Source organism: Mycobacterium sp. BK086, from assembly GCA_004362315.1.
In the GTDB taxonomy this organism is placed as follows: domain Bacteria; phylum Actinomycetota; class Actinomycetes; order Mycobacteriales; family Mycobacteriaceae; genus Mycobacterium.
Map to the genome: position 1 here is coordinate 644,491 of SNWL01000005.1, position 22,193 is coordinate 666,683.

The following is a 22,193-nucleotide window of genomic DNA, read 5'->3' on the forward strand; positions in this document are numbered from 1 at the left end:
GAAACGCCGTCGCACCAGCGCGGTAATTGTCGCGCGAGGTGGTTCGCTTAGGCCATGTCATCGAAGTTCTTGCCTTGGCTGGGGATCGGCGCCGCTGTCTCGGCGGTAGGGCTCGTGGTCGGGGTGAGCGTGACGTCCGGCGTATCGGACACTCTGCCCGTCGCGCAGGCCGCGCCGACCACGTTGACGACGTCCGCGTCGGCGTCGGCCACCTCGGAGACCGCGACGACCACTGCCACGACGAGTGCCACATCGACGTCGACGACGTCGACCTCCGGTGCGCCGGTGTCGTATCAGGCCGACGCGAAGGGTTACGTGGACACCCTCGCGCGCTGCGACGAGAACCAGACGTTGATGGCGTACGGCCGCACCACCAAGTCGCTGGTGGTGATATGCGTGAACCGCGACGGCGGACTCGAGTACCGCGGCGTGCGGTTGTCGGACAACGCTCCCCTGCACCTGCCGATCACCCGTAGCTCCGACGGCACGCTGGTCGCCTCCAATGACGGTGTCACGTATGCGGTTTCGCCGACCCAGATCCTGGTGTCCTCCGGCGACGACGTCATCTACAAGGATTCGTGGATCGAGTTCAAGGAAGCCAGCTTCTCGCAGTCGAGCACCTCGTCGAGCGCGACCACATCGGGCAGCGCGACGACGACGGTGAGCACCACGACCGTCACGGTGACATCGTCGGTGACCCCGACGACGACGAAGCCGGGCGGCTAACCGGGCGAGGTGTTGCGGCCGCCGTTGACGCCGAGGATCTGACCGGTGATGTAGCCGGCCTCTTCGGAGATGAAGAATGCGCAGGCAGCCGCGATGTCCTCGGGCCGGCCCATGCGGCGCACCGGAGTGGCGTCGATCGTCTTCTGGATGTCTCCCATGTTTCCGCGGGCTTCGGCCTTGCGCAGCATGGGCGTGTCGATGAAGCCGGGCGGGACGGCGTTGACCGTGATGCCGGCCGGGCCGTATTCCAGCGCAAGGCTTTTCGTCAGCCCGTTGACACCGGACTTGGCTGCGACATAGGCGGACATGTACGGCACGCCGGAGTGAGTGCTCGAGGACGAGATGTTGACGATGCGACCCCAGCCCGCCTCGATCATGTCGGGCAGCACGGCCTGGATGGTATGGAAGACGCCGTGCAGGTTGATGTCGACGGTCCGCTGCCACTCCTCGAAGCTGAGGTCGAGGAAACGGCGAAAGCTGTCCTTGCCCGCGGCGTTGACCAGGATGGTGACCGGCCCCAGCGCGGCGTGGACTTCGGCGAGCGCGGCGTCGATCTGCGCGCGGTCGGTGACATCGGCGACGTAGGAGAAGTCCGAGTCCGTCGGATTCAGGTCGACGATCGCCACGTTGTAGCCGTCGGCGCGCAACCGGTTGGCGATTGCCGCACCGATCCCCGAACCGCCGCCGGTCACCAATGCCGTCTTCGTGGTGGACACAAGCGTCCCCTTTCTGGCGGCCGCACCGCCTGGTAATTCAAAAGTGTTGCGAAGCTAGTGTGTTCGCCGCGGCGTGCGCAGTCCCAGCGCACGCCGGCCGGCGTCGACGAGTTGGCCGTGCAGCCAGTCGTCGTCGGCCTCGCGTTTGGGGTCGGCCGAACCGGCGATCCCGGCGAAGACGAATTGCGCCCGGATGAAGCCTTCCGGGCCGGGATGGACGTCGGCGAGCAGGGCCATCTGCCGCGAGATGATGTGCGTCCACTCGCGGTTTGCCTTCAGCACGGTGTGCACGCTCGGGTCGGACGCCAGCACCGAAACCAGCATCGGGCTCTGGACCGCCAGCCGGGCGTAGCCGTTGATCATCCGTTCGGCGCGGGCATGCACGCCACGTTGGCGCTCGGCGTCGTCGACCACCGCTGCGACTTCGGTGATGATCGGCTCCAGGACCGCGGTCAGGAGCTGCTCGCGGGTCCGAAAGTGGTGGTAGATAGCGGCTTTGGTGAAGCCGAGCTCGTCGGCGATCATCTGTAGCGAGGTGCCGGCGAAACTGTGCCGGATGAACAGCGCGATGGCGGCGTCGATGAGCCGCTGCCGGGTGTCGGGGGCAGGGCCTGTGCTGACCACAGCGACTGCGCTCACGGCCAACTCCCTTCGCCCAGCTTTACGATCGGCTAGTAATCTACCATACGATCGACTAGCATTCTCCTAGCCGATCGTATGGCAGCTTCCGGGTGAAGGGATTTCTCAGTGACCGATGTCGACAGCGTGAACTTCTTCATGGATCGCGATGTGGTCGCCGATCCGTATCCCTATCTGGAAGCCCTGCATGCCCGCTGCCCGGTGTCGAAGGAACCGCACAAGGGCGTATGGATGGTGACCGGCTGGGAGGAGTGCACCGAGGTCGCCGGCGACGCTGACCGCTTCTCGTCGTGCATCGCGGTGACGGGCCCCTTTCCCGGCTTCCCGGTGCCGGTCGAGGGACGCGACGATGTCGCCGAACTCATTGCCGCACACCGGGATGAGCTGCCGTTCAACGATCAGCTGCCGGCGCTGGATCCCCCCGTGCACACCGATCACCGGGCCCTGTTGATGCGGCTGATCACGCCCAAGCGCCTCAAGCAGAACGAGGACGCGATGGAGACGATGGTCGACCGGGCCCTCGACGACTACCTGGTCGGTTCGACCGGTGAGCTGATCTCGGGCTTCGCCCAGCCGTTCACGCTGATGATCATCGCCGATCTGCTCGGTGTGCCCGATGCCGATCGCGACGAGTTCGTCAGGGAGATGGCCAGCGGCGCGCACCACGGCGGCGGCATCGGCAGCGTCAAGGGTGAGGCGCTGGCCAAGTCCCCGCTCGAATATCTCTACGACAAGTTCAGCGCCTACATCGTGGACCGTCGCGCCAACCCGCGCGGCGACGTGTTGACGGAGATGGCCGCGGCGACGTTCCCGGACGGTTCGGTGCCCGATCCCGGCGACGTGGCCCGGGTTGCCGCGAACCTGTATTCGGCCGGTCAGGAGACCACGGTGCGGCTACTCAGTGCCGCGCTGCAGATCCTCGGCGACCGTCCCGACATCCAGGCGATGCTGCGGGCGGATCGCTCCAAGGTCGGCAACTTCATCGAGGAGGCGCTGCGTTTCGAGAGCCCGGTGAAGGGCGACTTCCGGTTGTCGAAAGTGCCGGTCACCCTCGGCGGCGTCGACGTGCCGTCCGGGTCCACGCTGATGGTGGTCCAGGCCGCGGCCAACCGGGACCCCCGTCGTTTCACCGATCCCAACACCTTCGACCCGGAGCGGTCGAATGCCCGGCAGCACATCGCTTTTGGTCGTGGCGTCCACACCTGCCCGGGTGCTCCCCTGGCCCGCGCCGAGGCGCGTGTCGCGCTGGAACGACTGCTCGATCGCACCACGGACATCAGGATCAGCGAGGCACATCACGGGCCCGCCGATGCGCGCCGCTACAACTACGTGCCCACCTACATCCTGCGTGGGCTCACCGAATTGCACCTGGAGTTCGATCTCGCATGAAAGCCAGCATTGACGACGGCCGCTGCCGCGGCCACGGTGTCTGCACCACGATCTGCCCGGAGGTCTTCGCCATGACCGACGACGGATACGCCGAGGCCATCCTCGACGAGGTACCGGAGGGGCTGCAGGACAGCGCCCGTGAGGCCGCCGGGGCCTGCCCGGAGAACGCGGTCGTCCTCGACTAATAGTTGACGATCGAGCGCCAATAGTCTTCTGGTATCTCGGTATTCGAGCGCATGACCATCGCCAGCCCGGTGGCCATCGCGACTCCGAGTAGCCCCAGCCAGAGTCCGGCCAGCCCGATCGCCACCCAGATGACCGCGGTCACCGCGGGCCAGGGTGTCACCAGAAGCAGTATCGGCGCGAAGAAGAAGCCCATGCCGACGTACCACGCCGAGCCGGCGCGGTCGGACTTGAGCACGAAGCGCAGCCAGCTCGGGACCGGGGGTGCATCGCCGTTCGTCGTCATGGTGTCCACGGTCCCCCGCTCAGGTAATCGAAGCAATTACCTGAGAGGTAATGGCACGGCGGCCTGCCGTGAGAGATGCTGGCGGAGTGGGTGACACGGCATTCGGTGAGCTACTGCGCGACTGGCGGCGCCGACGCCGGCTCAGCCAGCTCGATCTCGCACTGGAAGCCGATGTGTCGGCCCGGCACGTGAGCTTCGTCGAGAGCGGGCGGTCGGCGCCGAGCCGCGCGATGGTGCTGCGGTTGGCCGACGCCCTCGAGGTGCCGCCCCGCGAGCAGAATCATCTTCTGCTGGCCGCGGGCCTGGCGCCCGCGTACGCCGAACGCGGCGTCGACGATCCGGGGATGGCAGCGGTGCGGGCCGGAATCGAGCGGGTGCTCGGGGCGTACGATCCGTTTCCGTGCCTGGCGGTCAGTCGCAATTGGGATGTGCTGCAAGTCAATCCGGGTACCGCAATCCTGCTCGACGGGGTGGCGGCACATCTGCTCGACAAGCCGAACGCACTGCGCATCGCGCTGCACCCCGACGGCCTGGCGCCACGGATCCGCAACCTCGCGCAGTGGCGGCATCACCTGCTGAGCCGGCTGCGTAGGGAGGCCGGTGTGGGCGGGTCGGCCGAGCTGCTGGCCGAGATCGAGTCCTATCCGGGCGGCGAGGACTGCTCGACCGACCTCGGCGGGGTCGCGGTGCCACTGGAGCTCTACCGGCTCGACGGGGTGTTGTTGACGTTCATCTCGATGGTGACGACGTTCGGGACGGCGCTCGACCTGACCGCCGCGGAGCTCAGCATCGAGGCGTTTCTGCCCGCCGACGACGCCACCGCAGAGGCGCTACGGGCGTCGTCCACGCCGGTGTAGAACACGTTTCAGTTGCGAGTTTCCTCAAGGCGCCACCGAGGGCTCCGTACGTGGTGTAGGCATGTATCACCGGGTACTAGATGACGTCGTGTGGAGGTGTGCTTTTTATGCCAAGTCCTAACCTGCCCCCTGGTTTCGACTTCACTGATCCCGATCTCAACAACGAGCGGCTGCCCGTCGAGGAGCTCGCCGAGCTGCGCCGGACCGAGCCGATCTGGTGGAACGAGCAACCGCGAGATGTCGGCGGCTTCGACGACGAGGGCTACTGGGTCGTCAGCAAGCACAAGGACGTGAAGGAGATCTCCCGGCGCAGCGACGTCTTCTCCAGCCTGGAGAACACCGCACTACCGCGCTACCCCGACAATGCGGCGGTGTCGCACAAGGACACCGGCCAGTTCATCCTGCTGAACATGGATGCGCCGCGGCATACCCATCTGCGGCAGATCGTGTCCCGTGCGTTCACACCGCGGGCAGTCGAAACGTTGCGGGAGAATCTGCGGGAGCGCGCCCAGGCGATCGCCAAGGCCGCCGCGGCGGAAGGTTCCGGCGACTTCGTCGAGCAGGTGTCCTGCGAGCTGCCGCTGCAGGCCATCGCCGACCTGATGGGTGTGCCACAGGACGAGCGCAAGAAGCTGTTCGACTGGTCCAATCAGATGGTGGGCGAAGCGGATCCCGAGTTCGCCCGCAACGATCCGCAGGGCGCCGCCGGCGAGTTGATCATGTACGGCATGGCGATGGCCGCCGACCGGACGGCCAATCCGGGCGACGATCTGGTGACCAAGCTGGTGCAGGCCGATGTCGACGGGCACAAGCTCTCCGACGACGAGTTCGGCTTCTTCGTGATCCTGCTCGCGGTGGCCGGTAATGAGACCACCCGCAACTCGATCACCCACGGTATGACGGCTTTTGCCGAGTTCCCCGACCAGTGGGAGCTGTACAAGGCGCAGCGCCCGGTAACCGCGGTCGACGAGATCGTCCGATGGGCCACCCCGGTCACGTCATTCCAGCGGACCGCCCTGGTCGACACCGAACTGAGCGGGGTCACGATCAAGAAGGGCCAGCGGGTGGTGATGTCCTACCGCTCGGCGAACTTCGACGAAGAGGTGTTCGAGGATCCGTTCTCCTTCAACATCCTTCGCGACCCCAACCCGCATGTCGGCTTCGGTGGGACCGGCGCGCACTACTGCCTCGGCGCCAACCTGGCCAGGATGACGATCGATCTGATGTTCAACGCGATCGCCGACCACATGCCGGATCTGACCCCGCTTTCCAAGCCGGAGCGGCTGCGGTCGGGTTGGCTCAACGGCATCAAGCACTGGCAGGTCGACTACACCGGGGCCGGCGCCGCCACGTAAGTGGCCCTGGCACAGCCCGATACAGTCGAGGCGTGACGGAGACAGCCTGGAAACTGACCGCCGCCGAAGGCGAACTGCAGATACTGACCGGCGTCGGCGGCCCGGCCGCCAAGATGGGGCACCGGCTGACGATCGCGATGGCGTCCTGGCGCGCCGACGTCCAGTGGCGCGGCAAGCAGCCCGTTTCGGCCGAACTCGTGGTCGACGTCGATTCGCTGCAGGTCGTCAAGGGTGAAGGTGGTGTCACCCCGCTGACCGGTCCGGAGAAGGGCGTGGTCCGCTCGAATGCGCTCAAGGCGCTCGACGTCAAGAAGTACCCACAGATCACGTTCAGCGCCGAGGACATCGACAAGACCGCCACCGGTTACCGGTTGACCGGCACCGTCGAGATTCACGGCACCTCGCGGCCACAGATCGTCGACCTGGCGGTCGAGGACTCCGGCGGGGTGTGGGTCATGTCGGCCGAGGTGCCGGTGGTCCAGACGCAGTTCGGGGTGAAGCCGTATTCGCTGTTCGTCGGGTCATTGAAGGTCGCCGACGAGGTGAATCTCAAGTTCACGGCGCGCCACCCCAAGTAGGTACTGGTCTGACCACTTGACCTCTGGCCTCTGGGTCGGCATGCTGGGGACATGGCACTGCAGCCGGTGAACCGGCGTTCCGTCCCCGAAGACGTCTTCGAGCAGATCCTCGCCGACGTGCTCAGCGGTGAAATGCAGCCCGGTGAGCCGCTTCCCTCCGAACGACGGCTGGCCGAGGTGCTCGGGGTGTCCCGCCCGGCGGTCCGCGAAGCGCTCAAGCGGGTCGCGGCGGCCGGTCTCGTCGAAGTCCGCCAGGGTGATGCCACCACGGTCCGCGACTTCCGTCGGCACGCCGGACTCGACCTGCTCCCCCAATTGCTGCTGCGCAACGGCGAACTCGACGTCTCGGTGGCCCGCAGCATCCTGGAAGCCCGCCTGCACAACGGGCCCAAGGTGGCCGAACTGGCCGCCCAGCGCCATCCCGCCGGGCTGGCCGATCTGCTCGAGGAATCGATCGCCGCACTGGAGGCGGCGCAGGATCCGCTCGAGCAACAGCTGCACGCGCTGACCTTCTGGGATCACGTTGTCGACGGAGCCGATTCCATTGCATTCCGGTTGATGTTCAACACATTACGAGCCGCCTACGAGCCGGCGCTGCCTGCGCTGGCCACCTTGATGGCCGCGGAGGTCGGGCAGACGCAGGCCTACCGCGCCGTGGCGGGTGCGATCGCGGCGGGCAAGCCGGCCGCCGCTGCCATCGCGGCCCGTGAACTGCTGGAACCCGCGACCACCGCACTGGTCGCGGCATTGAACGCATTGGAGGGTCAGCGATGAGCACGTCGACCAACACTCGCCGTGGACTGACGCTGGCCGACGCCGGCCGCGAGTTCTGGCGCCACCCCACCCCGTGGCTCTTCGCGGTGGCGTTGACCGCGGCCGTGACCGCCCGGATCATCGTCGGCGACTGGCAGCTCACGGATGTGGCGGTGCCGTTCGCGATCGCCGCGGGATTTCCGTTCCTGGAGTGGACGATTCACGTGTTCGTGCTGCATTGGCGGCCGCGCCGGATCGGCCGGATCACTGTGGACACGCTGCTGGCTCGCAAGCACCGCGAGCACCACATCGCCCCGCGTGATGTGGACCTGGTGTTCATCCCGTTGCAGTCGGCGATCGGTGCGGTGGGTGCCGCGGTCGCCATCGCGCTACTGGCCTTCCCCAGGACCGGGATGGGCCTCACGTTCCTGGTGGTGATGCTGGCCTTCGGCCTGATCTACGAGTGGTGCCACTACCTGGTGCACACCGATTACAAGCCGAAAACCGCTGTCTACCGGGCGATCTGGCGCGACCATCGGTTGCATCACTTCAAGAACGAGCACTACTGGTTCGGCGTGACAACGCCGGGTACCGCCGATCGGGTGTTGCGGACCTATCCCGACCCCGCCACCGTGCCGGCCTCGCCGACGGCGAAGAACCTGCATGCGGGCGACGTGAAAACCGTTGGAGCCGTTAAGCGTTGATGACGATCGGGTCGCCGATGTGGACCTGATCGAAGTACCAGGCGGCGTTGTCGGGGCTCAGGTTGATGCAGCCGTGGCTGACGTTGGCATAGCCCTGCGATCCGACCGACCAGGGTGCGGAGTGCACGTACACCCCGCCCCAGGTGACCCGGACGGCGTCGTTCACGGTGAGCTTGTAGCCCTCCGGATCACTGAGTGGGATGCCGATGGTGCGGGAGTCCATCACCACCGTCGACTGCTTCTCCAGTGCGGTGAAACTGCCCACCGGGGTCGGGTGCCTGGGCTTGCCCATGGATGCCGGCATCTGGCGCGCCACCTGGCCGTCGATGCTGACGGTGAACGTGTGCGCCGAGATATCGGCCACGCCCAGCACGATGGAGCCGGTGCCGAAGGTCCGGGGAAGGCCACCGGCCATCATGGTGATCTCGGAATGCGCCGGCCAGTACTGGGCGGGCACGAACTGGACCGTCTTGTCGTCGAGCCAGTCGTAGCGGCCCGCCACGTTGGCCGGTGACGTGACGCTGATCGACTGCTGAGCCGCCCAGCGGTCGATCACCGGCTTGGTGAACGTCACCGTGATCGGCAGGGCCACACCCACAACCTGACCGTTGGTGGGTGCGACGGAGGCGACGGTCCCCCCGTCGAACGAGGGCGCGACCGCGGCCACGCTCGTGGGCGCCGTAGTCGCCATCGCCAGCACCGCGATTCCTGCGGCGGCAAACGCTCGTCGAACTGCTCTGGCCATGGGCTTCCGTCCTCGCGTGGGCGATCAGCAAAGGCCCAGTCTAAATGGTGGGTGCGTATGCGCTGGCCAAACATGCCGGGACATGCCGCAACTGCGCTTCAACGACTGCCGAGTCCAACGCAGAGTCAGATATCAGCGAAACTCGGCTAGCCGCCTTGGAGGCGCTGCCGGAGGCGTTCTCTCAGCGTCTGCTTGGGCTGAACGGGCGGCGGCGTGATCACCGACGGCACCGGCGGCGGTGCGGCCTCGACCGGCGGCACCGGAGCGGCGTCGAGCGGCACATCGGCGGGCGGAGCCTCGGGCGGTGGGGGCATGTTCATCGTCATCGCGACGACCGGTGCCGTGTCGAACGTGGGCTCGGCCTCCGGCAGCGGGGCAGGCGCGGACGGGGCCTGCTCGGGGGCCGCGAGGGCCGGCGTGCCCGCCGCGGGTGCCTCGGGAGCGCTCTCAGGCCGCAGCGCGGGCGTCTCGGCGGTGTTCACCACGTCGCGATGCTCGGGACGTGGCCCGTGGTCGGGCAGCAGTTCCAGGCCCACCGCCACCGATGCCGACACCACGAACGCCACCACGCCACCGGCGAGCAGTGCCGTCGCGCCGCGCAGGGCCGTCGATTCGCGGCGCGTCGCAGCCGGCGCAGCCGGGAAGGCGAACAGCGGATCGTCGAATGCCGCGATGCTGTTCACCGAGGCCAGCGCCGCACCGCGGGCGAGCGCCAGCTCGGCCTCGGCCGGCGCGAACACCGGGATGCCCTGGATCTCCTCGAGGCGGCGCGCGATCGAGTCGAAATCGTCCCCGGAACCCAGCAGCACCAGCCCGTCGGGCTGCCACTCGCTGGCGCTCAGGATGTCCGACAGCCAGCTGATCAGGTCCTGGTCGGTCTCCAGGTCGTAGCTGATGGCGGTCTGCACCGCACCCTCGTCGGCGTCGACGATCAACGCGACGATCGCTTCGGGCTCGACGACGCACACCGCGGTGACGTCGGATCCGATGACTTGTCCGATGCCGCGGGCGAAGGCCTCGGTGGCTTCAGGCAGGCGGATCGGGATCACGTTCTCGAATCCCGAATCGGCCAGCGAGTCCAGCAGCAGCGAAGCCTCGACGGAGGCGTCGTCACTCCAGGTCACCCCGATGGACTGCAGACGCTGGCCGCCCGCGATGGCTTGGGTGCGCGACAGTGCCTCGGCCACGAACTCCGACGTCGTGACCGGGCTGAATCCGCCGCGGCGCACCTCGAACGCGTCGTGCCCCTTCGTGGCGCCGTCGACTCCGTCACCTTGGACAAGGACGAGTCCGACGGTGGTCGGGGTCATCGACAGTCCCAGGACCGTGTCCAACTGAAGCACTCCTCTCCGGTCCTGTCTTCGCCGGCTTCACACAGCACGCGCGCAAGCACCAAACACCTGGTGCGGTACGTCGCGCGGGAAGCGCCAGAAGCGAACCGGGACAGCGTGGTCGTCTTCGATCTCCGTGGAGCCTACCCGCAGTCGCGTATACCGGCGAATGAGCGCTGAGTGGTCCCGCTTCGGAGACGATTCGATAACGACGAGAACCTGGGCTTATGACGCAGGAGTGCCCGAATTCAATCCTGGTGAGGTGGAAGCGCGGCCACCATCGGGGTGTCCACACCGACCGGGCCGAGCTCATAGGCCCCGCCCGGATTGCCGATCGGGGCATCGCGGCCCGGCAGGACCTCGTTGAAGAAAGCGGCATTGTCGGCGAGGAACTTCTTTTCTTCCTCGGGAAGGTCGCTTTCGAAATAGATGGCGTCGACCTCGCACAGGATTCGGCAGGCACCACATTCCACACACTCGGTGGGATTGATGTACATGGTCCGATCGCCCTCATAGATGCAGTCGACCGGGCATTCCTTCATGCAGGCCTTGTGCTTGATATCGACACACGCACTGCTGATCACGTAGGTCATGGCGCCAGCCTATGTGTAACCGGCCGTAGCAGACATCGGTGGAAGACCCCTGTGTAGGGGACCAAAGACCTCACTTGACGGGGACGCCAACCCATCCGGTCGGGTCGCGACGATGGTCGGTGGTGTTCCGGCATTCGCCGTAGATCTGCATGGTGGCGCGGTTCGTCTGGTCGTCATTGCGGAAGAAGATGACCGTCACCCCGTCGCGAGTGAAAGTCCGGCCGCCCGGGTGACGAGCCGGCGGCATCGCCTCGGTCCAGCCCTTGGCCGTCAGCGCCGCCGCGATCGACGCGAAATAGCGTGGGGTGTCCATGACGCCGGGGACGTCGAAGTTGAGGTAGATCGCGCCCTGGTACGGCGGTTCGTCGGCGCTCGCGCACGACATCAGTAGATAACTGGCGCTGACGCCCTTCAGGTGTCCGGCGCCGGCGATCTCCTGGGCCGGCTGAAGGACCTGGAGTTTGGCCTGTTCGTCGGTCAGCGGCCGGGCGACCGGATCGACCGCCGCGCCGCGCAGATCCCGAAATTGGTGCAGGGCAACAAAACTCACACCGAGCACCAGACTGGTGAGCAGTGCGGCGGCGATCAGTAGCACCGCGGGTTTGGAGCGAAGGGGCATCACATCAGGACAGCGGGGTGCAGCTGTAGGGCTGTTGGTCGGAGAAGTGCACGGCGGGCATGCCGTCGACATAGGTGTACTGCACGCCCGGCGCCCAACTGGTGCCCGGGACCACCCATGGCGGAACGCCCGCCGGGTAGGCGACCGTGAAATCGGTGAAGAACGCCGCGTTGTCCGGGCAGCCCTTGGCGGGCACGGGATTCCACGCGTGCACCACGATCGGGTTGTACAGATGCGGTCCCTGCGCGCAGTTCGGTTGGCAGGCAACGGCATTGTCGGTACCGGTCCCCCGGGCGCCGTCGGCTCCCCAGGCGCTCCAGGTCATGTCCTCCATGATGCTGGTGGAGTCGCACCCGTAGACCACTCGTTGCGGCTTCTCCTGCAGGGGCTGGCTCGGGTCGTAGCAGCTGCCGAACATGTAGACGGTCGCGCCGGGATCGGCCGCGACGACGGTGCTCGTGCTCAGGCCGGACAGGGTCATGACCAGGGCCGCACCACCGACTGCCACCGCGCGGACCATTGCATCTCCTCACCGACACCGACGACGCGCGCATGCTAACACCCGGCTGAGGACCAATGGCCCTATGAGGTGTGGGCCTTCGACTCGGGACGCGACCAGGGCAAAGCCCATAACGTCGAGGACGACATCGAGAATGTGGCGCACACCGGGGGATGCGTCGAGGTGTGCCCGTTCACCACACGAGGTGAGGCGAAGGGCTGGCGGTGAGCCGTCAGCCCTTGGCCAGGGTGAACTGGCAGATGTCGGTATAGCCGTCGCGGAACAGCTCGGCGCACCCGGTCAGGTACCGCATGTAGCGGTCATAGACCTCGCGCGACTGCAGAGCCACGGCCTCTTCTTCGTTGGCCTCCAGCGCTGCCGACCAGAAGTCAAGAGTGCGGGCGTAATGCAGCCGCAGCGGGTGCACGCGGTTGACGGTGAATCCGGCGGTGGTTGCGCGGTTCTCGACATCGGTGACCTTGGGCAGACGGCCACCGGGGAAGATCTCGTCCATGATGAATTTGAAGAACTTCAAATGCTTCATGGTGATTGGCATCTCGCGGGCCGCGAATTCTTCGTCGCTCGGCAGAACGATGGTGTGCAGCAACATCACCCCGTCGGCGGGCAGCGCGTCGTAGGCCATTTTGAAGAACGCGTCATAGCGGTCGGAGCCGAAGTGCTCGAACGCACCGATCGAGACGATCCGGTCGACCGGTTCGTCGAACTGCTCCCAGCCTTCGAGCAGGACCCGCCGCGACCGCGGGCTGTCGGACTGATCGAACAGCTGCTGGACGTGCAGTGCCTGGTTCTTACTCAGCGTCAGCCCGACGACGTTGACGTCGTAGCGCTCCAGGGCGCGCATCAGGGTCGCCCCCCAGCCGCACCCGATGTCGAGCAGGGTCATCCCCGGCTGCAGACCCAACTTGCCCAGCGACAGATCGATCTTGGCGAGCTGTGCTTCTTCCAGCGTCAGGTCGTCGGGCTCGAAGTAGGCGCAGCTGTATGTCTGCGACTTGTCCAGGAAGAGCCGATAGAAGTCGTCAGACAGGTCGTAATGGTGCTGCACGTCGTCAAAACGTGGCTCCATGAGATCGACCTCTTCTACGCGTGCGGGTGAATTGAGCAACTAGGTTTCCTGTTCTTGCGTCTGCACTCCGGCCAACCCCGCGTGACCCGGTCACACTCCCCCGGTGACGTAACCTCGGTAGCCTACGCGACTAACCGCGAAGTCCCCACTTGAGCAAACTGTGAGGGAGCTGAATGTTGCGTCAAGAAGGATCACCGGCGCCCTCGCCTTTGCCGTATTTCGGCTGGCCGTTCTCATCGAGCCACTCGTTGACGGCGGTGCCGGTGACGGTGTTGTCCGAGCCGGGCAAAACGGCGGTGGGCCGGTCCTCGTAGGCCTTCATCATCTCCGCGGCCTTTGCCCGGGCGGCATCGTCAGGCTCCGGTTTTTCCGAACCCAGTTGGGCGGACGACTGGTTGGAAACATCTTCGGAACGTTCTGGAGTGCTCACTTCAGGGCGCTCCTTCCTCGTCCGGTGCGGGCGACGTCGGCGGTGTGGCCACTTGGGTTGCGGCGCTGAGCAAGCGACTTCCCGAATGTGTGGTCGGCCAAACCGTGACATTTCGCTCAGCAACGACACGGCCGGCCGGAACTGCGTCCGAGTGCCATACGCGCCGCTTTTCAGGCAAAGTTGAACCATGGACGCAAAGCTTCCGCTTCGCCACGGCCGCCGGCTGATGACCACGCTGGCGGCCCTTCTGCTGGTGCCGGGTCTGCTCGCAGGTCCCGCGCACGCCACACCGGCGCCGGTCGGCCCGGCGCCGCTGTCTCCCCTGGACCAGTCAGCGGTACTCGGTCAGGTCACCCCTGGGCTCGTCGACATCAACACGACGCTGAACTACCAGAGTGCGGTCGGCGCGGGCACCGGCATCGTGCTCGATCCCAGCGGCGAGGTGCTGACCAACAATCACGTCATCGAGGGCGCCACCGGAATCACGGCCACCAGCCTGGCCAACGGGCGCACGTACCCCGTCGATGTCATCGGCTATGACCGCGCCAACGACATCGCCCTGGTCCGGCTGCGCGGAGCCGGTGACCTGCCGGTCGCCTCGCTGGGGACATCGTCGGGCATCGCGGTCGGCGACCCGATCGCGGCGATCGGCAACGCCGGTGGCGCCGGCGGAGCCCCGAGCTTCTCGCCCGGCAACATCACCCAACTCGGGGCGTCGGTGCGTGCCTCCGACGAGTCCGGCGGCGGGACTCGGGAACTCAGCGACCTGATCCGGGTGGCCGCCGATGTGCGCCCCGGTGACTCGGGTGGTCCACTGGTCAACGCGGCCGGCCAGGTCATCGGCGTCACCGTCGCGGCCACGCTGACCTACCGGATGGGCAACGTCCGCGGTGGCGAAGGCTTTGCCATTCCGATCGACCGTGCGATCGGCATCGCCAACGCCATCCGGTCCGGCGGTGGCCCGGGGGTGCATATGGGCGACACCGCCTTCATCGGTGTCGGCATCGCCGACGCCAACGAGGGCGGCCCGCCCGGAGCCGTTGTGCGCCAAGTTCTTCCGGACACTCCCGCGCGGGGAATCGGCATCGCCAGCGGTGACCTGATCGTCGCGGCGGACGGGGTGACCATCAACACCGCCACCGACTTGTCCAACTTCATGGATGCCCACCGTCCCGGCGACACCATCACGCTGAGTTGGGTGGACCGTGAAGGCAATCCGCGCAGCGCGCCGGTGGTCCTCACCGCGGGGCCGGTCGGCTGAGCTCAGGTGTGCAATTCGGCTCGCAGCTGCATGAACCGGAACAAGCCGGGACGGCCTGCCAACGGCTCGTAGGCGCGCACCATGTCGTCGACGAAGGCGGCGCGCTCGGGTTCGGGTATGTGATCGGTCCAGGCCGTGCAGCCGACCGTGCACCAGGCCGTGAACTGCTCGGTGGTCTCGAAATCCCACTCGCGATCGCGCACCGTCACCGCATCGACCCGAAGCCCGTTGCGCTCGGCCAACGCGCTGAACTCCGCCGGCTCGGGATGGACGAACGGCGCGGTGAATCCGTCGAAATACCGCGCCCACCGCGCGCCGGCGGCCACCTGCATCGCGGTTGACTCGATGCTGGGACGTGCACTGCCGCAGACCATCTGGATCACGGCTCGGCCGCCGGGGCGCAGCACCGTGGCGATACCGGCCAGCGCGTCGCCCAACTGCGGCACCCAGTGCAGCGCGTTGAACGACACCACCATGTCGAAGCGGGTGGCGAAGGGCAGCCGTCGTGCGTCAGCGCAGACGAAGACCGGACCGGAAGGTGCCGACGGGCCGACCTCCCCGGCCGCGCCCACCATTCTCGGCGAGGCGTCGACGCCGACGATGTAGCCGCGCGGGAGGCGATCGGCGATCTCGCGGGTGAGGAAGCCGTCACCACAGCCGATGTCGAGCACACACTCGGCGCCGTCGACGACGAGCTCGGCCAGGGTCTCGGCGGCCACCGTGCGTTGCAGGCTACTGACCCGGCTGTAGTCCCGCCCGCTCCAGTCCGCCACCGGGACAGTTAACGTCAACAGCGATATCGGCGGCAATAGCGATGAAGGATGGAATCCATGACCACTGCCCTGGCGCGCGGCGCCGCAGCAACGATGACGATGCTCGTGGTCGCGACGGCCGCTCCGGCGCGGGCCGATTCGCCGGAGCCGTTGTACAACCTGGTGGACGCCGCGGCGCAACGGTTACAGACCGCTGATGCGGTGGCAGCCAACAAGTGGCTCACCGGCGGGCCGATCACCGACCCGGCCCGGGTCAAGGTGGTCCTGGACGCGGTGTCGAAGGATGCCGAATCCCGCAGTGTGTCAACCGATTATGTGACGACCGCCTTCACCAATCAGATCAACGCGACCGAGGCGATCGAGTACGCCCGGTTCGCCGGCTGGAAGTTCGACCCGGCGAGCGCGCCCAGCACGGCACCGGACCTGTCGGCGTCGCGGTCGGTCATCGACGGGCTCAATCACCAGATCGTCGAGCAGTTCTCGGTGCAGTGGCCGCTGCTGAACTCCCCCGGCTGCCGCCCGGCGCTGGACGCGGCCAAGGGTGTCGTCGCCGGCGAGCGGGCGTTCGACGATCTCTACCGGACCGCGCTGGACGTCGCGACCCGGTCCTACTGTCCCGCAGGCTAACTCGCCGGGTGCGGGTTGCCCAGATAGGGAAAGACGTCGAGGGTGTCGGTGTGCGGGGCCAGTCCGCTGGGCGGGCAGTCACCCTTGGTGAGGAACGCCAGCCGGTAGTCGATGACGTCGTCGGTGAACACCCGGCCGTTCGGGTATTTCGCCGGCTTGCTCGGGTCGAAGTGCAGCATGTCGGGCAGGGTGCCCTCACGGTCGATCTCCGCTTCGGCCTCCGCCTCGGTGTAGCCGCCGGTGTGGCCCATCAGGTGGACGAACTGCGGCGTCCAGCGCTCCCGGTCGTTGACCGGCACGCTGGCATTGTACTCCAACTTGGTGTCGTCGGTGTTGAAGAAACTGCTCACCGACGGATGGCCGGCGCGGTCGACATGGAGCAGTTCGCCGTCCTGCTTGACGCTGCAGCGTCCCCAGATCCGGATGTCGGGGTTGGCACCGAGTTCGGCGGTCGGCAGCTCGATGGCGATGGAGAACACGTTGGCCGCCAGGTTGGAATCGACCCCGGTCCACGGCGAGCTGTCGCCAAGATGCAGGTCGGTGAAATTGCGCTTACCGCTGGTGTCGAACAGGTTCTTGATGCCGTCGAAATCGAAGAAGAACGCGTCACTGCGCGCGCCCGCGGCGAACGTGTATTCCCCGGACTGGTGGACCTTGGCGGTTGGCCCGAAGGATACTTCCACGGCGTCGAAGATCTTCTCGCCCAACGGAAGTGGCGACTCGGCGTCATCCCCGACGGCCATGAAGACGTCCACGGTCTGGCGCCCGTCGTCCGGCTCGGAGAAGACGAAGCTGAAGGCGATGTCGTTGAGCAGATCCCCGTCGTTGTCGACCGCCAGCCGGTAGATGGCGTCGGGATGCAGCGCGTCGGCGTTCGGGTTGGCGTTGAGGATCAGCACGGTACGGGCCGGGTCGGCCGGTGCTTGAAATGCGTAGAGGTCACACAGATCCAGTCGCTGATCCCCGAGTGGTGGGCCCAGGCTCAGGCCGGTGAAATGATTCGACATCAACGAAACTCTGCCGGATCAGTTTTGCCGGGGCAACAGTTCTTCGATGAAACGGTCGATGAACTCGTCCGAGGGGGTGTCGCCGACGGGCCGGATGACGAACTTGCTCAGGCCTGCGGCGATGAGACCGTCGAGCTGCCCGTGCAATTGCACCCAGTCGCCCGCGACGAGATCGGCAGGATCCACGTCGGGTCTGCGGGTGCGGATGGCGGCGGCGATCTCGTCACGCAGGCCGCCGTCGGCGACGCCGAGGCTCAGACCGAAGTGATCGGGCTCGATCGCGCGGCCGGCGTCGGCGGCGGCTCGCTCGATGCTTTCGCGCGCCGCCCCTGCTTCGGCAGGCGTGAGGAAGCTGCCCAGCCAGCCGTCGGCCAGACGCCCGATGCGGCGGAATGCCGCCGGGGCGGATCCACCGAGCCAGATGTCGACCGGCACCGGCGGGCGGATGCCCAGCGACACCGCGCTCAGCTGAAAGTACGTGCCGTCAAAGGTCACCTCGTCGCCGGTCAGCAGTGCGCGCACCACGGCGAGCGCCTCGTCGAAGACCGCGGCGCGCTTGCCGTCGGGGACCGGAAACACATCCCATTCCGTGGGCGACGCGGGCCGCAGTCCGAAGGTGGGGAGCACGCGTTTGGGGCCCAGTGCGGCCAGTGACGCCAGCGCTTTGGCGACCAGAACCGGATTGCGGCCGGGCAGCACGGCCACCGAAGTGCCGACCTTGAGCCGCTCGGTTCGGCCCAGCGTGAAGGCCATGCCGGCGAATGGGTCAACGGCCGGGGTGTAGACCAACTCGGAGAACCAGATTGAGTCGACGCCGGCGGACTCCAGCCGATCGACGATGCGCGGGAGATCCTCGACGTTGCCACCCAGACTGACCCCGAACCGAATTTTCTTCTCGCCCACCCCGCCACGGTAACCCCGCTCGAATGTGACGACACAGCCGCGGATGTGCGTCGTTTCGGGGGCGGCGGACCTTAACCTAGGGGTGTGACAGATGTGACGGATGTGGTTTCTGGGACCGGCACGTGCCCGAGGTAACCCGGCGCCAGTTCGTCATCGGGTTGCTCGCTTCGGCCAGCCTCGTCGGGACCTCCAGCGCGATCGCGATGTCGCAGACCAACGTTCCGCCGGCGGCCACCAAAGCTCCCCCGCCACCGCTCGGCGCAGCACCGTTACTGCCCCCGCCACCGGTCACGGCCCGGGTGCCCCTACCCGGCGGCGGTGAGCTGACCAGACTGCCCGGCAAGGGTGACCTGCTCGCGATCACCGTCGACGACGGGGTGAACTCGGACGTGGTGCGGCTCTACACGCAGTTGGCCAAGGACACCGGAATTCGCTTGACGTTCTTCGTCAATGGCGTCTACGACTCGTGGCGCGACAACGCCGCCCTGCTGCGTCCGCTGGTGGATTCCGGCCAGATCCAGCTCGGCAACCACACGTGGTCGCACCCGGACCTGACCACCTTGACCAAGGATCAGGTTGCCGATCAGTTGCAGCGCAACGACCGATTCCTGCGCACCACGTTCGGTGCCGACGCGACACCGTACTTCCGGCCGCCCTACGGCAGCCACAACGATGACGTCGACGCCGTCGCCGCCGATCTGGGCTACCGGGTTCCGACGCTCTGGTCGGGATCGCTGGCCGACTCCACACCGGTGGCCGAGGACTTCATCGTCAAGATGGCCGACCAGTACTTCATCCAGCAGAACATCGTCATCGGCCACCTCAACCACGTGCCGGTCACCCACGTCTACCCCGCTCTGGTGGACATCATCCGGTCGCGCAACCTGCGCACCGTCACGCTCAACGACGTTTTCCTGCAGCCCGAGATCCCGCACGTCACGTCTGCTTAGGCGCCGATCCGATCAGCCCGTACGGCGAATGGATCGTTGAGTTGTGTTGGCAATGGCGGTAAATGGTCGGGTGGCCATCACATAGACCACAAACAGCGCTGGCGGAGCAACTATCGGTAACCACGGAACCTCGAGCGGTAGGGCGGCAACTGAGACACCGGCGACGGCACAGCCAAGGGCAGCGATCGTCGACGATGCGAGCGGTGCGGTGGGGCCGTCGTCCCCGTGCCGAAGGATCAGGTAGTACGCGCCGCAGAGGCCGGCCACGCCAGCCGTGAGCGGTGGCGCATCACTGAATAAGACCGCCCCCGCGGCGAGTAAGACGGCAGAGGCGGCCGCATGGCGCAACCGGATGCCCACGCCCACCGCACCTATTGCGAGGACGGTCAGAACCAGCGGTGTCCCGCTGGTGTGGATACCGACCACGGCCACCATCGCCAGCCCGAACGCGGTCGCGAGGACATGCCGCCCAACCGGGCCGAGAGTCATCGCCTATGCACTTTCGGTCGTCGATGCTGTGGAACGAGTTGCATGGCTTGATCGACGGTGTGTTCGGGTGACCACGGCACTACGTCCACCCCGATGGTGCCCATATCGCGGTGCATGAATGACCGTTGCAGTGCCCACAGCCGAGGGACCATCGGGTCACATTCGCCGGTGAATGGAGGTCCGACGAGCAGGTCGACGACAACGACTGTGTGTCCACGTTTGCGAAGGTCGATGACAGCAAGTGCGAAATCAGTGTCAAGGAGGGTGGAGAACCCGATGACGATCGCTCCGGGCGGGATAACTCCCGGCGGCGCCAGCGTGCTGGTGCCGGTGTCGGGCCCGCGACCGGTGGCTTCGAGGATGGTGTCGAGGATTCGATAGAACTGGGCCTTGCCCATCTCAGCGCCCAGCCAGTGCGTCCGCCGATCGCCGAGGGCGACGATTCCGGCGCGATCGCCCTGCCGCAGCGATGTCTGGACTACCTGGACGGCACCGCGCGCCATCCGATCGGTGGCCTCGGTGGCCGGCCCGAGAGGCTGGGCGTGGGTGTCGACGAGCACCACGACGTCGGCCGCTCGATCGGTCAGCCGTTCCGTCACGTGCAGTGCTCGTCGGCGTGCGCTGACCGGCCAATTCACCGAGCGGAGTTGATCTCCGGGAACATAGGCGCGGATGTCGGCGAATTCCACGCCAGGACCGACGTGGCGGGTGAGGTGGCTGCCGAGGCGATCGGGCAGTTCAGCTCTTGGCAGCGCTGTGTCTTGAGGTGGCGCAATCGGAAACACACAACATTCGGAAACGTCGACCACCGCCGTCCCGCGCAGCAAGCCACCGGCAGCGGACAACGTCACGTGGGCCTGCACGGCATACCGTCCCCATCGCGAGGCGGACACCAGGACGGTGTGGCGGTCATCTTCGTCCTCGACCACCTCCACCTCCATGTTGTCAGATGCCGAAAACCGCACTGTGGTAATCGATTTCCCGGTCACCGATACGGTCAGGCGAGCCTGCTCCGATTCGAAGAAATACTGACGGGTCGCGGAGCTGCGCACGCGGACCTTCGCCCGGTCGCCCGGCCAGTAGATCGAGTAGAGCGCCCCGATTAGGGGGGTCGCGAAAACGATGAGTTGCCAACGGGATCCGCAAACCGCGGCAACCAGGATTGCAGCGGCGCACGTCGCCAGCGCGAGGGCCGACGGTGAAGCGCGCCACGCGGGCACGACCTCGACCTCACCGCCCTCATCCATTGGCTCCCCTGCCTTGAGGCACGGGCATCCGGTTCAACAATTCGGCCAAGACATCGCTGGAGCGGATGCGCCGGACCCACATTTCCGGGCGCAGGCTGATTCGGTGAGCCATGGCCGCCACGGCAAGCGCCCGCACATCGGCACCGATCACCTGGTCACGTCCCCGCAAAAGCGCATGAGCGCGAGCGAGCTGCACGAGGTCCAGCTCGGCTCGTGGGCTGGCGCCGACGGCTACCTGGGGATGCTGTCGGGTCGCGTCCGCGATCGCAACCACATAGTCCAGCACCTCGTCATCGACGGTGACCTGTTCGACCGATTCCTGCATCGCCAGCAGGTCGTCTCTATCGACGACCTGGCCGACGTGGGGTTCGGCCGATCCGCGCTCGATGCGGCGGCGCAGCATCGAGCGTTCCTCGAGCCTGGAGAGATAACGGAGCTCGAGACGAATTGCGAAGCGGTCTAATTGGGCCTCGGGCAGCGGATAGGTGCCGTCGTACTCGATCGGGTTATCGGTAGCCAGCACGATGAATGGATCCGGCAAGGGGTGGGTGGTGCGGTCGATGCTCACCTGACGCTCGGCCATCGCTTCCAACAGCGCCGCCTGCGCTTTCGGCGGCGTCCGGTTGATCTCATCGGCCAGCAACAGATTGGTGAAGACTGGCCCCTGACGGAACTCAAAACGGCCCGACTGCATGTCGTAGATCGTGGAACCGAGCAAATCGGCGGGCAGTAGGTCGGGGGTGAACTGCACGCGGGTGAAGTCCAGTCCCAGAGCCGCGCCGAAGGATCGGGCGATCAGCGTCTTGCCCAACCCGGGGAGGTCCTCGATCAGCACATGCCCGCGGGCCAACACGGTGGTCAGGATCTGGGTCAACGCATCGCGTTTGCCTACGACCGCGCAGCCGACCTCGTCGAGAATGGTCTCGCACTTCGCGGCCGTTGTTGCGAGCGGGATCGTCACAGCCGCTCCAGGTGCTCGACGATCGCGGTGAACACCGCTCGGCCAGGGCCCGGTGCCCGGCCGCCGGTGCGCGCTACGTTCTCTGGATCCACCCACACCCACAGTTCATCGCCGAAGAGGACTCGTCCGGTCCTGTCGAAAGCCGCGGGATCTCTGGACCGTGGCTGCCGGGCCACCCGCTCGAATTGCCAGGCCAGTGTCGGTCGCAGCCGGCGATCCCAATCCGCGCGGGTGGAATCAGCCCAGGCGATCTGAGCTTCGGTGCGCTCCACCCACCGGCTCAGTGAGCTGTCGGCGTCATCGGAGGTTGGTATCTGCATGAGCCGGGGGTCGCGGCCCAGCATGCAGCGCGCGGCCAGCGACGCCAACGCCAGGGCAATGCCCGATGTCCACGGGACCGCGTGATGGCCCCCGATCGACAGCCCGAGGGCCGCCGCGGCGGCCACTCCGCACGTACCCCACACTGCGAGCCCCCTCATGCCAAC

28 protein-coding genes are annotated in these 22,193 nt (G+C 66.6%); 11 read left to right on the top strand and 17 right to left on the bottom strand.

Features of this window, described 5'->3' with window-relative positions; genetic code table 11:
- The first annotated feature begins 54 nt into the window (after positions 1-54).
- Positions 55-726, top strand: coding sequence for a hypothetical protein (locus EV580_RS33790; RefSeq protein WP_166654775.1), 672 nt, complete (start codon positions 55-57; stop codon positions 724-726).
- On the opposite strand, the gene EV580_RS19590 is transcribed toward EV580_RS33790, so the two are convergent.
- Positions 723-1,442, bottom strand: a complete 720-nt coding sequence (locus tag EV580_RS19590) for an SDR family NAD(P)-dependent oxidoreductase (protein ID WP_133692852.1) — start codon at positions 1,440-1,442, stop codon at positions 723-725. The two genes, EV580_RS33790 and EV580_RS19590, sit on opposite strands and share 4 nt — an antisense overlap.
- A 54-nt stretch (positions 1,443-1,496) precedes the next feature.
- Entirely contained in the window at positions 1,497-2,081 is a 585-nt protein-coding gene (locus EV580_RS19595) for a TetR/AcrR family transcriptional regulator (RefSeq protein ID WP_133692853.1), read from the bottom strand.
- A gap of 138 nt (positions 2,082-2,219) precedes the next feature.
- Between EV580_RS19595 and EV580_RS19600 the strand changes: the two genes are divergently transcribed.
- Entirely contained in the window at positions 2,220-3,470 is a 1,251-nt protein-coding gene (locus EV580_RS19600) for a cytochrome P450 (protein WP_133693148.1), read from the top strand.
- On the top strand, positions 3,467-3,655 hold the full coding sequence (locus EV580_RS19605; RefSeq protein WP_133692854.1) for a ferredoxin: 189 nt from the start codon (positions 3,467-3,469) through the stop codon (positions 3,653-3,655). The genes EV580_RS19600 and EV580_RS19605 overlap by 4 nt, the downstream gene beginning before the upstream one ends.
- Here the strand turns inward: EV580_RS19605 and EV580_RS19610 are convergent.
- Positions 3,652-3,939 (bottom strand): hypothetical protein, encoded by a 288-nt coding sequence (locus EV580_RS19610; RefSeq protein ID WP_133692855.1) that lies wholly within the window; start codon positions 3,937-3,939, stop codon positions 3,652-3,654. The genes EV580_RS19605 and EV580_RS19610 overlap by 4 nt on opposite strands.
- Before the next feature lie 50 nt (positions 3,940-3,989).
- Here EV580_RS19610 and EV580_RS19615 point away from each other — a divergent pair, with 50 nt between their 5' ends.
- The 5 genes from EV580_RS19615 (at position 3,990) to EV580_RS19635 (ending at position 8,186) form a co-directional block, all read left to right on the top strand.
- On the top strand, positions 3,990-4,796 hold the full coding sequence (locus EV580_RS19615; protein ID WP_133692856.1) for a helix-turn-helix domain-containing protein: 807 nt from the start codon (positions 3,990-3,992) through the stop codon (positions 4,794-4,796).
- A 107-nt stretch (positions 4,797-4,903) separates the two neighbouring features.
- Entirely contained in the window at positions 4,904-6,151 is a 1,248-nt protein-coding gene (locus EV580_RS19620; RefSeq protein ID WP_133692857.1) for a cytochrome P450, read from the top strand.
- Positions 6,152-6,183: 32 nt separating this feature from the next.
- Entirely contained in the window at positions 6,184-6,729 is a 546-nt protein-coding gene (locus tag EV580_RS19625) for a YceI family protein (protein WP_133692858.1), read from the top strand.
- Positions 6,730-6,780: 51 nt separating this feature from the next.
- Complete coding sequence (locus EV580_RS19630; protein ID WP_133692859.1) at positions 6,781-7,503, top strand: FadR/GntR family transcriptional regulator; 723 nt, start codon at positions 6,781-6,783, stop codon at positions 7,501-7,503.
- Positions 7,500-8,186 carry a sterol desaturase family protein gene (locus tag EV580_RS19635; protein ID WP_133692860.1) on the top strand — a complete coding sequence of 229 codons (687 nt, stop codon included), beginning with the start codon at positions 7,500-7,502 and terminating at the stop codon, positions 8,184-8,186. The genes EV580_RS19630 and EV580_RS19635 overlap by 4 nt, the downstream gene beginning before the upstream one ends.
- Here EV580_RS19635 and EV580_RS19640 read toward each other — a convergent pair.
- The 7 genes from EV580_RS19640 to EV580_RS19670 form a co-directional block, all read right to left on the bottom strand.
- Positions 8,176-8,931 (bottom strand): L,D-transpeptidase, encoded by a 756-nt coding sequence (locus EV580_RS19640; protein ID WP_133692861.1) that lies wholly within the window; start codon positions 8,929-8,931, stop codon positions 8,176-8,178. The two genes, EV580_RS19635 and EV580_RS19640, sit on opposite strands and share 11 nt — an antisense overlap.
- A gap of 146 nt (positions 8,932-9,077) precedes the next feature.
- Positions 9,078-10,265 (bottom strand): DUF7159 family protein, encoded by a 1,188-nt coding sequence (locus tag EV580_RS19645; protein ID WP_183518453.1) that lies wholly within the window; start codon positions 10,263-10,265, stop codon positions 9,078-9,080.
- Between the two features lie 245 nt (positions 10,266-10,510).
- A complete protein-coding gene (fdxA, locus tag EV580_RS19650; protein WP_133692862.1) occupies positions 10,511-10,855 on the bottom strand; it encodes a ferredoxin in 345 nt (114 codons plus the stop codon).
- Between the two features lie 70 nt (positions 10,856-10,925).
- The gene (locus EV580_RS19655; protein WP_133692863.1) at positions 10,926-11,474 is read right to left on the bottom strand and encodes a lipoprotein LppJ family protein; all 549 of its coding nucleotides are present in this window, start codon (positions 11,472-11,474) and stop codon (positions 10,926-10,928) included.
- 4 nt (positions 11,475-11,478) lie between these two features.
- Positions 11,479-11,994, bottom strand: a complete 516-nt coding sequence (locus EV580_RS19660) for a hypothetical protein (RefSeq protein WP_133692864.1) — start codon at positions 11,992-11,994, stop codon at positions 11,479-11,481.
- A 211-nt stretch (positions 11,995-12,205) separates the two neighbouring features.
- Positions 12,206-13,060 (bottom strand): cyclopropane mycolic acid synthase family methyltransferase, encoded by an 855-nt coding sequence (locus EV580_RS19665; RefSeq protein WP_133692865.1) that lies wholly within the window; start codon positions 13,058-13,060, stop codon positions 12,206-12,208.
- Positions 13,061-13,241: 181 nt separating this feature from the next.
- Positions 13,242-13,490, bottom strand: coding sequence for a hypothetical protein (locus EV580_RS19670; RefSeq protein WP_133692866.1), 249 nt, complete (start codon positions 13,488-13,490; stop codon positions 13,242-13,244).
- A gap of 187 nt (positions 13,491-13,677) precedes the next feature.
- Here EV580_RS19670 and EV580_RS19675 point away from each other — a divergent pair, with 187 nt between their 5' ends.
- Positions 13,678-14,751 (top strand): S1C family serine protease, encoded by a 1,074-nt coding sequence (locus tag EV580_RS19675; RefSeq protein ID WP_133692867.1) that lies wholly within the window; start codon positions 13,678-13,680, stop codon positions 14,749-14,751.
- Between the two features lie 2 nt (positions 14,752-14,753).
- Here EV580_RS19675 and EV580_RS19680 read toward each other — a convergent pair whose 3' ends face one another.
- Positions 14,754-15,524, bottom strand: a complete 771-nt coding sequence (locus tag EV580_RS19680; protein ID WP_133692868.1) for a class I SAM-dependent methyltransferase — start codon at positions 15,522-15,524, stop codon at positions 14,754-14,756.
- A gap of 57 nt (positions 15,525-15,581) precedes the next feature.
- On the opposite strand from EV580_RS19680, the gene EV580_RS19685 reads away from it, so the two are divergent.
- The gene (locus EV580_RS19685) at positions 15,582-16,151 is read left to right on the top strand and encodes a chorismate mutase (RefSeq protein WP_133692869.1); all 570 of its coding nucleotides are present in this window, start codon (positions 15,582-15,584) and stop codon (positions 16,149-16,151) included.
- Here EV580_RS19685 and EV580_RS19690 read toward each other — a convergent pair.
- Both EV580_RS19690 and EV580_RS19695 read right to left on the bottom strand, forming a co-directional pair.
- Positions 16,148-17,158, bottom strand: a complete 1,011-nt coding sequence (locus EV580_RS19690; protein ID WP_133692870.1) for a DUF4331 family protein — start codon at positions 17,156-17,158, stop codon at positions 16,148-16,150. The genes EV580_RS19685 and EV580_RS19690 overlap by 4 nt on opposite strands.
- Positions 17,159-17,176: 18 nt before the next feature.
- Positions 17,177-18,061, bottom strand: coding sequence for a TIGR03854 family LLM class F420-dependent oxidoreductase (locus EV580_RS19695; RefSeq protein ID WP_133692871.1), 885 nt, complete (start codon positions 18,059-18,061; stop codon positions 17,177-17,179).
- A 122-nt stretch (positions 18,062-18,183) separates the two neighbouring features.
- Here EV580_RS19695 and EV580_RS19700 point away from each other — a divergent pair, with 122 nt between their 5' ends.
- Entirely contained in the window at positions 18,184-19,011 is an 828-nt protein-coding gene (locus EV580_RS19700; protein WP_133692872.1) for a polysaccharide deacetylase family protein, read from the top strand.
- A 12-nt stretch (positions 19,012-19,023) separates the two neighbouring features.
- Here the strand turns inward: EV580_RS19700 and EV580_RS19705 are convergent, their stop codons facing one another.
- Genes EV580_RS19705 through EV580_RS19720 form a run of 4 tightly spaced genes read right to left on the bottom strand, consistent with a single transcriptional unit; the run spans position 19,024 to position 22,187 of the window.
- Positions 19,024-19,500 carry a hypothetical protein gene (locus EV580_RS19705; RefSeq protein ID WP_133692873.1) on the bottom strand — a complete coding sequence of 159 codons (477 nt, stop codon included), beginning with the start codon at positions 19,498-19,500 and terminating at the stop codon, positions 19,024-19,026.
- Entirely contained in the window at positions 19,497-20,747 is a 1,251-nt protein-coding gene (locus tag EV580_RS19710; RefSeq protein ID WP_133692874.1) for a DUF58 domain-containing protein, read from the bottom strand. Before EV580_RS19710 ends, EV580_RS19705 begins: the two co-directional genes overlap by 4 nt.
- Positions 20,740-21,708 (bottom strand): AAA family ATPase, encoded by a 969-nt coding sequence (locus tag EV580_RS19715; protein WP_133692875.1) that lies wholly within the window; start codon positions 21,706-21,708, stop codon positions 20,740-20,742. The genes EV580_RS19710 and EV580_RS19715 overlap by 8 nt, the downstream gene beginning before the upstream one ends.
- Positions 21,705-22,187, bottom strand: coding sequence for a hypothetical protein (locus EV580_RS19720; RefSeq protein ID WP_133692876.1), 483 nt, complete (start codon positions 22,185-22,187; stop codon positions 21,705-21,707). The genes EV580_RS19715 and EV580_RS19720 overlap by 4 nt, the downstream gene beginning before the upstream one ends.
- Positions 22,188-22,193 lie beyond the last annotated feature (6 nt).